Source organism: Teichococcus aestuarii, from assembly GCF_042651065.1.
Lineage (GTDB): Bacteria > Pseudomonadota > Alphaproteobacteria > Acetobacterales > Acetobacteraceae > Pseudoroseomonas > Pseudoroseomonas aestuarii.
This window is the reverse complement of sequence record NZ_JBHSCH010000006.1, coordinates 52,560-64,618: the sequence shown is the minus strand read 5'-3', so window position 1 is coordinate 64,618 and position 12,059 is coordinate 52,560. Positions and strand designations below refer to the sequence as shown.

At 71.8% G+C, this 12,059-nt stretch carries 12 protein-coding genes; 11 read left to right on the top strand and 1 reads right to left on the bottom strand.

Annotated features, from left to right (window positions below):
• The first annotated feature begins 7 nt into the window (after positions 1-7).
• The 7 genes from ACFOY6_RS04950 to ACFOY6_RS04920 all read left to right on the top strand — a co-directional run bounded on the left by ACFOY6_RS04950 (position 8) and on the right by ACFOY6_RS04920 (position 7,346).
• Positions 8-1,120: a polyamine ABC transporter substrate-binding protein gene (locus ACFOY6_RS04950; RefSeq protein WP_109516139.1), complete on the top strand. Its 1,113-nt coding sequence runs from the start codon at positions 8-10 to the stop codon at positions 1,118-1,120.
• Between the two features lie 3 nt (positions 1,121-1,123).
• Positions 1,124-2,170, top strand: a complete 1,047-nt coding sequence (locus ACFOY6_RS04945) for an ABC transporter ATP-binding protein (RefSeq protein WP_379649280.1) — start codon at positions 1,124-1,126, stop codon at positions 2,168-2,170.
• On the top strand, positions 2,170-3,033 hold the full coding sequence (locus ACFOY6_RS04940) for an ABC transporter permease (RefSeq protein ID WP_379649278.1): 864 nt from the start codon (positions 2,170-2,172) through the stop codon (positions 3,031-3,033). Before ACFOY6_RS04945 ends, ACFOY6_RS04940 begins: the two co-directional genes overlap by 1 nt.
• Positions 3,030-3,839 carry an ABC transporter permease gene (locus tag ACFOY6_RS04935; protein WP_379649276.1) on the top strand — a complete coding sequence of 270 codons (810 nt, stop codon included), beginning with the start codon at positions 3,030-3,032 and terminating at the stop codon, positions 3,837-3,839. Before ACFOY6_RS04940 ends, ACFOY6_RS04935 begins: the two co-directional genes overlap by 4 nt.
• A 206-nt stretch (positions 3,840-4,045) precedes the next feature.
• Positions 4,046-4,849, top strand: a complete 804-nt coding sequence (locus ACFOY6_RS04930) for a DUF2189 domain-containing protein (RefSeq protein WP_379649274.1) — start codon at positions 4,046-4,048, stop codon at positions 4,847-4,849.
• 754 nt (positions 4,850-5,603) lie between these two features.
• The gene (locus ACFOY6_RS04925) at positions 5,604-5,972 is read left to right on the top strand and encodes an SPW repeat domain-containing protein (RefSeq protein ID WP_146201838.1); all 369 of its coding nucleotides are present in this window, start codon (positions 5,604-5,606) and stop codon (positions 5,970-5,972) included.
• Between the two features lie 171 nt (positions 5,973-6,143).
• Positions 6,144-7,346 (top strand): pyridoxal phosphate-dependent aminotransferase, encoded by a 1,203-nt coding sequence (locus ACFOY6_RS04920; RefSeq protein WP_379649272.1) that lies wholly within the window; start codon positions 6,144-6,146, stop codon positions 7,344-7,346.
• 60 nt (positions 7,347-7,406) lie between these two features.
• Here ACFOY6_RS04920 and ACFOY6_RS04915 read toward each other — a convergent pair whose 3' ends face one another.
• Entirely contained in the window at positions 7,407-8,432 is a 1,026-nt protein-coding gene (locus ACFOY6_RS04915) for a zinc-dependent alcohol dehydrogenase (protein WP_109516132.1), read from the bottom strand.
• Positions 8,433-8,583: 151 nt separating this feature from the next.
• On the opposite strand from ACFOY6_RS04915, the gene ACFOY6_RS04910 reads away from it, so the two are divergent.
• The 4 genes from ACFOY6_RS04910 (at position 8,584) to ACFOY6_RS04895 (ending at position 12,014) form a co-directional block, all read left to right on the top strand.
• On the top strand, positions 8,584-9,783 hold the full coding sequence (locus ACFOY6_RS04910; protein ID WP_379649270.1) for a pyridoxal phosphate-dependent aminotransferase: 1,200 nt from the start codon (positions 8,584-8,586) through the stop codon (positions 9,781-9,783).
• Positions 9,780-10,784, top strand: coding sequence for a GNAT family N-acetyltransferase (locus tag ACFOY6_RS04905; protein ID WP_379633370.1), 1,005 nt, complete (start codon positions 9,780-9,782; stop codon positions 10,782-10,784). Before ACFOY6_RS04910 ends, ACFOY6_RS04905 begins: the two co-directional genes overlap by 4 nt.
• Positions 10,785-10,826: 42 nt before the next feature.
• Positions 10,827-11,345, top strand: a complete 519-nt coding sequence (locus ACFOY6_RS04900) for a DinB family protein (RefSeq protein WP_379649268.1) — start codon at positions 10,827-10,829, stop codon at positions 11,343-11,345.
• An 81-nt stretch (positions 11,346-11,426) separates the two neighbouring features.
• On the top strand, positions 11,427-12,014 hold the full coding sequence (locus tag ACFOY6_RS04895) for a type 1 glutamine amidotransferase domain-containing protein (RefSeq protein ID WP_379633372.1): 588 nt from the start codon (positions 11,427-11,429) through the stop codon (positions 12,012-12,014).
• Positions 12,015-12,059: the final 45 nt, after the last annotated feature.

Below are 12,059 nucleotides of genomic sequence, written 5' to 3'. Positions count from 1 at the left end.
CCGCACGATGCTCCGACGCCGGATCGCCACCGCCGCCTTCGCCGCCCTGCTGGGCCTGTCCGCTGCCATGCCCGCCCGCGCCCAGCAGCCGGAGACGGTGCTGAACGTGTACAACTGGTCGGACTACATCGACCCCTATGCCGTGGCGCAGTTCCAGCAGGAGACCGGCATCCGCATCCGCTACGATGTGTATGACAGCCTGGAGACGCTGGAAGGGAAGCTGTCCGCCGGACGCTCGGGCTACGACATCATCGTGCCGACCAGCGAGCCCACCTTCTCCCGCCTGGCGCGGGCCGGTGCGCTGAAGCCGCTCGACCGCGCGCTGATCCCGAACTGGGGCAAGCAGGATGCCACGCTGCTGCGGCAGGTGGAGAGCAGCGACCCGGGCAACCGCTTCGGCGCCATCTACCTCTACGGCACGGTGGGCCTCGGCATCCGCGCCGACCGCGTGCGCGAGTTGTTCCCCGACGCGCCGACCGACAGCCTCGACCTGCTGATGAAGCCGGAGAACGCCCGCCGCCTGGCGCGCTGCGGCATCGCGGTGATGGATTCCGCCACCGACGTGCTGCCCAGCATCCTGCAATGGCTCGGCCGCGACCCCAACAGCACCGAGCCGCGCGACCTGCGCGCCGCCGAGGACGCGCTGACGGCCATCCGCCCGCATGTCCGCGCCATCACCGCCAGCGGCAACATCCTCGATGCCCTGGCCAATGGCGAATACTGCGTGGCGCTGACCTATTCGGGCGATGTCATCCAGGCGCAGGCCCGCGCGCGGGAGGCGAAGCGCGGCGTCGAGATCGGCTATGTGGCGCCGAAGGAGGGCGCGCAGCTCTGGTTCGACATGCTGGCCATCCCGGCCGACGCGCCGCACCCGGAGGCGGCGCACCGCTTCATCGACTTCCTGCTGCAGCCGGCGGTGATGGCGGGCATCACCAACCATGTCCGCTACCCCAACGCCGTGCCGGAGGCGCGCCCGATGGTGAACCCGGCGGTGCGGGACGACCCGGATGTCTACCCCACGCCCGAGATGCTGAAGCGCACCTTCACCACCGCGCCGCTGACGCCCGCGGCGGAGCGGGCGCGCAGCCGCAGCTGGAGCCGCTTCAAGGCCGGCCGCTGAATTGTGCCGCTGCTGTCCCTCCGTGGCCTGAGCAAGCGCTTCGGCCAGACCCTCGCGCTCGACCGCCTCGACCTCGATGTGGCGGCGGGCGAGTTCCTCACCCTGCTCGGCGGCTCCGGCTCCGGCAAGTCCACCCTGCTGCGGGTGGTGGCGGGGTTCGAGGCGGCGGATGCGGGGGCGGTGCTGCTGGAGGGGCGCGACCTCTCCGGCGTGCCGCCGCACGCCCGGCCGCTGAACATGATGTTCCAGTCCTATGCCCTGTTCCCGCATCTGAACGTGGCGGCCAACGTCGCCTATGGCCTGAAGCGGGATGGCGTGCCGCGCGCCGAACGCGCCGGCCGCGTGGAGCAGGCGCTGGCCATGGTCGGGCTGGAGGGCTTCGGCGGGCGGCTGCCGCACCGTCTCTCCGGCGGGCAGCGGCAGCGCGTGGCGCTGGCCCGCGCCCTGGTCAAGCGCCCGCGCCTGCTGCTGCTCGATGAACCGCTCGGCGCGCTGGACGCCAACCTGCGCGAGCGCACCGGCTTCGAGCTGCGTGCCCTGCAACGCGAGACGGGGGCCGCCTTCATCATGGTGACCCACGACCAGCAGGAGGCGCTGGCCCTGGCCGACCGCGTGGCGGTGCTGGAGCACGGCCGGGTGGTGCAGCTCGGCGCGCCGCGCGCGGTCTATGACCGGCCGGCGACGCGCTTCGTCGCCCAGTTCCTCGGCACGGCCAATGTGCTGGAGGGCCGTGCCGCCGGCGAAGGCTTCGACTGCCCGGGCCTCGCCGCCACGCTGCGCCCGGAGGGGGCGCTGCCGCCGGGCACCACGGCCTGCGCCCTGCGGCCCGAGCGCATCGCGCTCCGCCCCGGCGCGCAGGGCCCGAACAGCGCCGGCGGCGTGGTGGAGGAGGTGGCCTTCCGCGGCGATGACAGCCTGCTGCTGGTGCGCGCCGAGGGTGGCGCACTGCTGCGCGTGGGCCATGCCGAGGAGGATGGCCCGCCGCCGCCGCGTGGCAGCGCCGTGCGCCTGGGGTGGGAGGCGGCCTCCGTGGTGCCGCTGGCCGGCTGATGCGCACCGCGCTGCACGCCATCCTGCGCCCCTTGCCGCTGGCCGTCCCGTCGCTGTGGCTGGCGCTGCTGGTGGCGGCACCGCTGCTGGTGGTGCTGGTACTGGCCTTCGCCTGGCCGGCCGAGAGCGTGCCGCCCATCGCCCCGCCCTGGGGCGCGGAGGGGCCGAACACCGAGCCCTTCGCCCTGGTGCTGGAGGATTCCTTCTACCATGCGGCCTTCGCGCAGGCGGCGCTGGTGGCGGCGGGCACGGCGGCGCTCTGCCTGCTGCTGGGCTTCCCCATGGCGATGGGCCTGGCCCGCGCCACCCCCGCCTGGCGGCTGCCGCTGCTGATGGCGGTGCTGCTGCCGTTCTGGACCGGCTTCCTGCCTCGCCTCGGCGCCTGGATCGGCCTGCTGCGCGACGAGGGCTGGGTCAACACCGTGCTGCAATCCCTCGGCCTGATCACCGATCCGCTGCCGCTGCTCTATTCCTGGCCGGCGCTGTTCCTCGGCATGGCGCATGCGTACCTGCCCTTCGCCGTGCTGCCGCTCTATGCCAGCCTCTCGCGCCGGGACCCGGCGATGGAGGAGGCGGCGGCCGATCTCGGCGCCACGCCCTGGGCGGTGTTCCGCACCGTCACCCTGCCGCTGGCGGCGCCGGGGGCGGCGGCGGCCTTCCTGCTGGTGTTCATCCCGGCGGCGGGGGAATACGTCATCCCCGAGCTGCTGGGGCCGCCGGGGGCGCAGCTTGTCGGCCGCGTGCTGTGGCAGGAATTTTTCCAGAACCGCGACTGGCCGGTGGCGGCGGCGCTGGCGGTGCTGCTGCTGCTGGCGCTGCTGCTGCCCATCCTGCTGTTCCAGCGGCTGGAGGCGCGCCGATGAGCCGGGGGACGGGACAGGGCGGCATGGCGCGGCTGGGCCTGATGCTGGGCCTCGGCTTCCTCTGGCTGCCGGTGCTGCTGCTGGCGGGCTACGCCTTCAGCGAGAGCCGCATCCCCTTCCAGTGGGGCGGCTTCTCGCTGCGCTGGTTCGCCGCCCTGGCCGAGAATGAGCGGCTGCTGGAGGCCGCCTGGCTGTCGCTGCGCGTGGCGCTGGGCTCGGCCACGCTGGCGGTGCTGCTGGGCGGCGCCACCGGCTGGGTGCTGGCGCGGCGCGGGCCGTTCCGCGGCCGGGCGCTGTTCGGCGTGCTGGCCGGCGCGCCGCTGGTGCTGCCGGACGTGGTGATGGGCCTCTCCCTGCTGCTGCTCTTCGTGCTGCTGGAGGGCGCCACGGGCTGGCCCGCCGGGCGCGGCGCCACCACCATCCTGCTGGCGCACGCCACCATCGGCGCAGCCTATGTGGCGGTGCTGGCGCAGGCGCGGCTGGCCGAGATGGCGCCCGAGCTGGAGGAGGCGGCGCGCGACCTCGGCGCCGGTCCGGCCACCGCCTTCGCCACCGTCACCCTGCCGTTGATGGCGCCAAGCCTGGCGGCGGGCTGGCTGCTGGCCTTCACCCTCTCGCTGGACGATGTGGTGGTGGCGAGCTTCGTCTCCGGCCCTGCCGGCACCACCCTGCCGATGGTGGTGTTCTCCATGCTGCGGCTGGGGCTGACGCCGGAGGTGAATGCGCTCGCCGTCATCATCCTGGCTCTGGCGGGGCTCGGCGGCGGCCTCGCCCTGCTGGCCATGCGCGGCCTGCGCAGTCTTTGAACCTTCCGTGTGCCCGGCTTGCCGGCCGGGCGCCGCATCCCAGATCGAATTTGTGGACGACCTGGCTGCGCATGGCGTGGTGGTCACATCCTACCACATGGCCACCCGGCTGCCGTTGCCCGGGCCTTCCGTGAAGCGAATGCCGCGCCCCCCCGGCGCGACAGGCAATCGAACACGGCGCCGCGGCGCGGCGCGGGAGGACGACAATGGCCACGACCTGGACCGAGGCGCCCGACATGGCCCGGCACGAACCCGCCATACACCGGATCGGCAGCACGGAGGTCGGCCAGGCGCTGGCCCTCGGCTGGCGGGATTTCCTGGCCAACCCTACGCAGCTCGTCTTCCTGGCGATCCTCTATCCGATCATCGGCCTGATCGCCGCGCAGCTCGCGGCGGGCCGGGATGTGATGCCGCTGTTCTGGCCGCTGGTGTCGGGCTTCACCCTTCTCGGGCCGGTCGCGGCGCTCGGCGTCTATGAGCTGAGCCGGCGCCGCGAGCAGGGCCAGCCGACCCGCTGGACCGATGCCCTGGCGGTGCGCCACTCCCCGGCCCTCACCTCCATCATCGGCCTCGGCGTGCTGCTGCTGGCCATCTTCGTCGCCTGGATCTTCACCGCGCGGGCGATCTACGGCATAACGCTGGGCGATACCCCGGCCACCGCCACCGATTTCCTCAGCCGGGTACTCTACAGCCGCGAGGGGCACCAGCTGATGCTGCTGGGCAACCTGGCGGGCTTCCTGTTCGCGGTGCTGGTGTTCTCCCTCACCGTCGTCTCCTTCCCGATGCTGCTCGACCGTGCGGGGCGGGGCCTGCCGGTCAACGCACGCATGGCCATGCGCGCCTCCCTGCGCGCGGTGCGCACCAATCCGGGCCCGTTGGCGCTGTGGGGCTTCCTCATCGCCCTGTTGCTGGCTCTGGGCAGCCTGCCTCTCTTCGTCGGCCTGGCGGTGGTCGTGCCGGTGCTGGGCCATGCCACCTGGCACCTCTACCGCCGGATCGTCCGCGACTGAGCGCCGGAGGCCGGCCGCCTCCGGACCCGCCCTGGGTTCCGGAGGCCCCCAGCCAGGCACGCGATCCAGGCACCCGAGCCAGGCAGAAGAGGGCCGGCTTCGTCATTCCCGCACCGCCATCCGGCCAGCATGCCGCGCAGGGGGAACCCCCGCGGCGGCGGCCTGTTTGTCTTTCTGCAACAAGCTTCTGGCCGGCAGGCAGGGCGGAGTGGCCGTCCTGGAGTCTCTTTTCCGGAAGTCTCCGATGCCGGCGCAGGCCGCAGATGAGCCGCCGATGCCTGTCTGTGCCGGCAACAGGCAGGGGCCGGCAGCAAAGAGGGGCCGGAAGCAGAAAGGGGAAAGACAGCATGGGTGACGAACACCGCACGAGCGGACCGCGGCCGCAGGGGCTGGGGGCACAGGGCCCCGGCAACGCACATGGCATCCCCGCCGATCATGAGCCCGATGTGGAAGGGCGGCCCTTCAGCCCGGAGGGTGGCCGGCCCGCCCAGGACCCGGACGCCATGGCCAGGAAGGTGCTGAACCGCACGCCGCCTGGCCCTGCGTCTGATGACGGTGCGGGGTCGGACGGGGCCGGCGGCGACAGCTAGGATACCGCTGGCGAAGATGAGGTCCCTGGAGGGGGCTGGTGCTGTTCCCGGCACACCCTCTCTGCGGACGATGCCGGCCCTGCCCGAGAACGATGGCCATCAGGCCCGGCTTCCGGGTGTCCGGAACGTCCGGCGAGCCGTCTCGTGACCCCGGAGGAATGTCGATGCTCATACCCCGCAGCATTCACGCCCTGATCGACTATATCTATGGCGTCGTACTGATCGGAATACCGTACTTCCTCGGCTTCGCCTGGCAGGAACCGGCACGCATGGTGTTCTGGGCCTTCGGCTTCGGGGCCATCCTCTACAGCCTGCTGACCAATTACCGGCTGGGTCTGCTGAAGCTGATCCCTTTCCGCATCCATCTGGTGCTGGATGTGGTGGCGGCGCTCGCCCTGCTGGCCTCCCCCTGGCTGCTCGGCTTTTCGGAGGAGGTCTGGGTGCCGCATGTGGTGCTCGGGGTGCTGGCGATCGGTGTCGTGCTGCTGAGCCGGAGGACGGATGACACCTTGCCCGCTCCGCTGCGCGACTAGGGCCGCTCCCCCGCGGGCAGGGCAGGGGCTGCCAGAGCGGTGGCGGAACGGCCGGCCCGGCCTTGGCGCCGCGCCATGGCGGAATCGGCCCCGCCGGGCGGCATGGCGCCTTGTCGGGGCGGCCGGCTGGGGTCTAGGGTCCGCCGTCTTTCGAGTTGGACCCATCCTTCCATGAACCTGATCGCCGAGCGGCTCGACCGCATCGCCCCCTCCCAGACCATCGCCATCACCGCCAAGGCGCGGGCGCTGAAGGCCGAGGGCAAGAATGTCATCAGCCTCTCGGCCGGGGAGCCCGATTTCGACACCCCCCGCAACGTCAAGGACGCGGCGATCGCGGCGATCGAGAAGGGTGAGACCCGCTACACCGACGTCGCCGGCACCAGGGCGCTGCGCGAGGCCTGCGCCACCTATTTCCGCCGCGAGCACGGGGTGGAGTACAAGCCGGAGGAGATCGTCGTCTCCACCGGCGGCAAGCAGGTGATCTTCAACGCCATCCTGGCCACGATCGACGCCGGCGACGAGGCGATCATCCCGGCGCCGTGCTGGGTCTCCTACCCCGACATCGTGACGCTGGCCGAGGGCAAGCCGGTGATCGTGCCGGCCGGGCAGAACCAGGGCTTCAAGATCACGCCCGAGCAGCTCGAGGCGGCGATCACGCCCCGCACCAAGTGGTTCATGCTGAACAACCCCTCCAACCCGACCGGCGCCGCCTACAGCGCGGAGGAGCTGAAGGCGCTGGCCGAGGTGCTGCTGCGCCACCCGGACATCTGGATCTTCACCGACGACATCTACGAGAAGCTGACCTATGGCGGCTTCAAGGCCCGCACCCTGGTCGCGGTGGAGCCGCGCCTGAAGGAGCGGACCGTGACGATGAATGGCTGCTCCAAGGCCTACGCCATGACCGGCTGGCGCATCGGCTTCGCCGGCGCGCCGGTGAAGCTGATCAAGGCGATGGACAAGCTGCAGGGCCAGTCCACCTCCAACACCTCCTCCATCTCGCAGGCCGCCGCCGTCGAGGCGCTGACGGGGCCGCAGGATTCGGTCGAGGCGATGCGCGTCGTCTATGAGCGCCGCCGCGACCTGGTGGTGGGGCTGCTGAACCAGGCGCCGGGCATCCACTGCATCGTGCCCGATGGCGCCTTCTACGTCTTCCCCTCGATCCATGGCTGCCTGGGCAAGACCACGGCCTCCGGCAAGAAGATCGAGACGGACGAGGATTTCGTCACCGCGCTGCTGGAGGATGAGGGCGTCGCCGCCGTGCACGGCTCGGCCTTCATGTTCCCCGGCCATTTCCGCATCAGCTACGCGACCGACGACGCCTCGCTGACCGAGGCCTGCACGCGCATCCAGCGCTTCTGCGCCGGGCTGAAGTGACCTGAGCGGAGGGGGAGGGCGGGCGGCGCGCCGCCCTCCCTCCGCCGGGCGCGGGGTGCCTCAGCCCAGCTTCAGCACGATGCGGCCATCGATCGCGCCGCGCTCCATGCGGGCGAAGATGTCGTTGATCTCCTCCAGCCGGCCCCAGCTGAAGTGGGATTCCACCTTGCCCTCTCCGGCGAAGGCCAGCGCCTCCTCCAGGTCCTGCCTCGTGCCGACGATCGAGCCGCGCACGGTGATGCGCTTCAGCACCGTGTCGAAGATCGGCATGGCGAAGCGGCCCGGCGGCAGGCCGACCAGCGCCATGGTGCCGTGCGGCCGCAGCATGGCGAAGGCCTGCTCGAAGGCGGCGGGCGAGACGGCGGTGACGAGCACGCCATGCATGCCGCCCGCGCGGCGCTGCAGCACCTCGCCCGGGTCCTGCTCCCGCGCGTTCACCACCAGGTCGGCGCCGAGGTTGCGGGCCAACTCCAGCTTCTCCGGGTGCACGTCCACGGCCGCCACGTGCAGCCCCATGGCCCGGGCATACTGCACCGCCATGTGGCCAAGCCCGCCGATGCCGGAGATGGCCACCCACTCGCCGGGCCGCGCCTCCGTCTCCTTCAGCCCCTTGTAGACGGTGACGCCGGCGCAGAGCACCGGTGCGGCCGGGCCGAAATCCAGCGCGTCCGGCAGCAGGCCGACATAGTCCGGATCCGCCACCACGTATTCGGCGAAGGTGCCGTTGACCGAGTAGCCGGTGTTCTGCTGGCGGGCGCAGAGCGTCTCCCAGCCGGTGCGGCAATGCGGGCAGCCGCCGCAGGCGGTGTGCAGCCAGGGCACGCCGACGCGGTCCCCCTCCCGCACCCGCCGCACCCCGGCGCCCAGCGCGGCCACATGGCCCACCCCCTCATGCCCCGGGATGAAGGGCGGGCGCGGCTTCACCGGCCAATCCCCCTTCACCGCGTGCAGGTCCGTGTGGCAGACGCCGGTGGCGGCGAGGCGGACCAGCACCTGGCCGGGCCCGGGCTCGGGCACCGGCACCTCCTCGATCGTCAGGGGGGCGCCGAATTGCCGCGCCACGGCGGCCCGCATCATCCTGGCCATCTGCCAATCCTTCTGCTGCGCGCGGCACGCTACGGGGCGGGGCGGCAGGGCGCCTTGCGCTGCATCAAGCGCGCGCCACCTTGGCGCGCGGCGCGGCCGGGCCTAGGCTGCGCCCCCTTGTTCGCCTGACATGTCGGAGATCATCCCAGCCATGCCCGCCCTCGCCGGTCGTCTGAACGACATTGCCGTCTCCGCCTCCGTTGTCATGGGCACCCGTGCCCGGGCGCTGGCCGCCGAAGGCAAGAAGGTGATCAGCCTCGCCGCCGGCGAGCCCGACTTCGCCACCCCCGCCCATGCCATCGAGGCGGCGCACCAGGCGGCGCTCTCCGGCGACACCAAGTACCCGCCGACCGACGGCACGCCGGCGCTGAAGAAGGCGGTGCAGAAGAAGTTCAAGCGCGACAACAACCTCGACTACGCGCTGGACGAGATCATCGTCGCCAATGGCGGCAAGCAGATCATCATGGACGCGCTGCTCGCCACCTGCGACCAGGGCGACGAGGTGCTGATCCCCGCCCCCTACTGGGTCAGCTACGCCGACATGGCGAAGCTGGCGACGGCCACGCCCACCTTCGTCAACTGCCCGCAGAACAACGGCTTCAAGCTGCGCCCGGAGGATCTGGACGCGGCCATCACGCCGAAGACCAAGTGGCTGTTCCTGAACTTCCCGAACAACCCGACCGGCGCCGCCTGCTCCCGCGCGGAGATGCAGGCGATCGCGGCGGTGATGCTGAAGCACCCGCATGTCTGGATCCTGACCGACGACATGTACGAGCACCTCGTCTATGAGGGCGGCTTCTGCACCATCGCCGATGTCGAGCCGCGGCTGAAGGACCGGGTGCTGACGGTCAACGGCACCTCCAAGACCTATGCCATGACCGGCTGGCGCGTCGGCTTCGCCGGCGGCCCGAAGCCGCTGATCAAGGCGATGACCAACATGCAGGGCCAGCTCACCAGCGGCATCAGCACCATCAGCCAGGCCGCCGCCGTGGCCGCGCTGGAAGGGCCGCAGGATCTGGTCGCCGAGCGTGCCGCCATCTACCGCGAGCGGCGCGACCTGGTGGTGGAGATGCTGAACCAGGCCCCCGGCATGGTCTGCCACAAGCCCGAGGGCGCCTTCTACGTCTACCCCGACATCGCCGGCTGCATCGGCAAGACCAGCAAGGGCGGCCGCAGGCTGGAGACGGACACCGATTTCGCCCTGGCCCTGCTGGAGGAGAAGCTGGTGGCCACCGTGCAGGGCACGGCCTACGGCATGAGCCCCTATCTGCGCATCTCCTACGCCACCGACACGGAAAGCCTGCGCGAGGCCTGCGCGCGCATCCAGGAGTTCTGCCGGGAGCTGGCGTGAGCGGCGCCGGCTTCACGCTGCGCGCCGGGCGGGACGCGGACGCGGCGGATTTCATCCGCCTCGTCGGCGATGCCTGGGGCGAGTACCCGAACTGCATCCTCGACGTGGATGGCGAGGTGCCCGAGCTGCGGGCGCTCGCCAGCTATTTCGCGGCGGCCGGCGGCGCGCTCTGGGCGGCGGAGGCGGCGGGGCGCGTGGTGGGCATGGTGGCCACGCGGCCGCTCGGCTCCGACCGCGCCTGGGAGATCTGCAAGATGTATGTCGAGAAGGCGCAGCGCGGCACCGGCCTCGCCCATGCCCTGCTCGGCGGCGCGGAGGAGCATGCCCGCGCCCAGGGCGCGCAGCGGATCGTGCTCTGGACGGACACCCGCTTCGAGGCGGCGCACCGCTTCTACGAGAAGCGCGGCTATGTCCGCTCCGGCTCCATCCGCATCCTCGACGACATCTCGAAATCGCTGGAATTCCGCTACGCCAAGCCGCTGGTCGGGCTGGTGGTGGAGGCGCTGGACGCCGCCGCCGCCGCCAGCGCCGAGCGCAGCCTGGCGGAGATGCTGGTGGCCTGCGTGGCCGATGGCGCCGCCACCGGTCACCTGCCGCCGCTCTCCCTCGAGACGGCGCGCGCCTTCTGGCGGCGCGTCTCGGGCGAGGCGGCGCTGGGCAACAAGCTGCTGCTGGTGGCCTGGCAGGAGGGGCGGGTGGCCGGCACGGTGCAGCTCAACCTCGCCATGCCGCAGGACCAGGCGCACCGCGCCGTGGTGGAGCAGCTCCTGGTGCACCCGGATTTCCGCCGCCGGGGCATCGGCCGGGCGCTGATGCAGCGGGTGGAGCAGGCGGCGCGCGGCATCGGCCGCTCGCTGCTGACGCTCGACATCCGTGCCGGCGCGGCGGCCGAGGCGCTGTGCCGCAGCCGGGGCTGGGTGGCGGCGGGGCGCATCCCGGGCTTCTCGCGCGATGCCACGGGCGCGCTGACCGACCAGCTGCTGCTCTACCGCACGCTCTGAGGGCCGGGCCGGGAGGGGGCACCCCTTCCGGGCCGCCCGCCCTTGTCCTACGCTCGCGGAATGATCACGCCGGAATACTGCCGCGCCATGGCGGCCTACAACAGCGAGATGAACCGCCGCTTCTACGCCGCCGCCTCCAGGCTGGACGAGGCGGCGCGGACACGCCCGCGCGGCGCTTTCTTCGGCTCGCTGCACGGCACGCTCTGCCATCTGGTCTGGGGCGACATGCAGTGGATGAGCCGCTTCGATGGCGGGCCGCCGCCGCCGGCCAAGCTGCCCGAGAGCGCCGGCATGATCCGTGACTTCGCCGCGCTGGCCGCCGCCCGCGTGGCGCTCGACGCGCGCATCGAGGCCTGGGCGGCGGGGCTGGACGCGGCGCGGCTGGCGGGTGACCTCACCTGGTACAGCGGCGCCGCTGGCCGCGAGGTGACCCGCCCCATGGCCCTGCTGGTGGTGCATTTCTTCAACCACCAGACGCATCATCGCGGCCAGGCCCATGCCCTGCTGACGGCCGAGGGTGCCCGGACCGGGGATACGGACCTGTTCCTCGTGCTGTCCTGACCCGCGCAAAGCGGGCAGGGGGGGCGAAAACTCCCCCGCGCCTTCCGTGTTCTCCCCGCGACACGCAAGGGAGACCACGACATGCCCGACATTCAGCAGAGCAAGATCCTGATTCTCGCCACGGACGGCTTCGAGGAATCCGAGCTGTTCGTGCCGCTGGAGAAGCTGCGCGCCGCCGGTGCCACCGTGCATGTGGCCGCGCCCGGCAAGACCCGCGAGCCCGGCAGCATCGTCGCCTGGGACGGCCAGAAGCAGCCGGAGGATTGGGGCCGCAAGGTGCCGGTGGACCGCAAGCTGGAGGAGGCCGCCGCCGATGACTACGACGCCATCGTGCTGCCCGGCGGCGTGCTGAACCCGGACCAGCTGCGCGTGAACCCCGCCGTCATCAGCCTGGTGCGGGACTTCGCCGCCAAGGGCAAGGTGGTGGCCTCGATCTGCCACGGCCCGTGGATCCTGGTGGAGGCCGGGCTGGCGAAGGGCCGCAAGATGACCTCCTTCGCCTCGATCAAGACCGATGTGCAGAATGCCGGCGCCAACTGGCTGGACCAGGAGGTGGTGACCGACCAGGGCATCGTCACCAGCCGCTCGCCCGAGGATCTCGATGCCTTCGTCGCGAAGATCATCGAGGAGGTGCGCGAGGGCGACCACGGCCCCCGCCGCGCCGCCTGAACGGCCTGTGCGAGACCGGGCCGGGGGAGGCATCCCCCGGCCCTT

Excerpts from the sequence above, each read along its gene's own strand:
- ACFOY6_RS04915 (WP_109516132.1), bottom strand. The coding sequence starts at position 8,432 with ATGGCCAGGATGATGCGGGCCGCCGTGGCGCGGCAATTCGGCGCCCCC.
- ACFOY6_RS04895 (WP_379633372.1), top strand. The coding sequence starts at position 11,427 with ATGCCCGACATTCAGCAGAGCAAGATCCTGATTCTCGCCACGGACGGC.
- ACFOY6_RS04930 (WP_379649274.1), top strand. The coding sequence starts at position 4,046 with ATGGCCACGACCTGGACCGAGGCGCCCGACATGGCCCGGCACGAACCC.
- ACFOY6_RS04940 (WP_379649278.1), top strand. The coding sequence starts at position 2,170 with ATGCGCACCGCGCTGCACGCCATCCTGCGCCCCTTGCCGCTGGCCGTC.
- ACFOY6_RS04910 (WP_379649270.1), top strand. The coding sequence starts at position 8,584 with ATGCCCGCCCTCGCCGGTCGTCTGAACGACATTGCCGTCTCCGCCTCC.
- ACFOY6_RS04950 (WP_109516139.1), top strand. The coding sequence starts at position 8 with ATGCTCCGACGCCGGATCGCCACCGCCGCCTTCGCCGCCCTGCTGGGC.
- ACFOY6_RS04935 (WP_379649276.1), top strand. The coding sequence starts at position 3,030 with ATGAGCCGGGGGACGGGACAGGGCGGCATGGCGCGGCTGGGCCTGATG.
- ACFOY6_RS04920 (WP_379649272.1), top strand. The coding sequence starts at position 6,144 with ATGAACCTGATCGCCGAGCGGCTCGACCGCATCGCCCCCTCCCAGACC.
- ACFOY6_RS04925 (WP_146201838.1), top strand. The coding sequence starts at position 5,604 with ATGCTCATACCCCGCAGCATTCACGCCCTGATCGACTATATCTATGGC.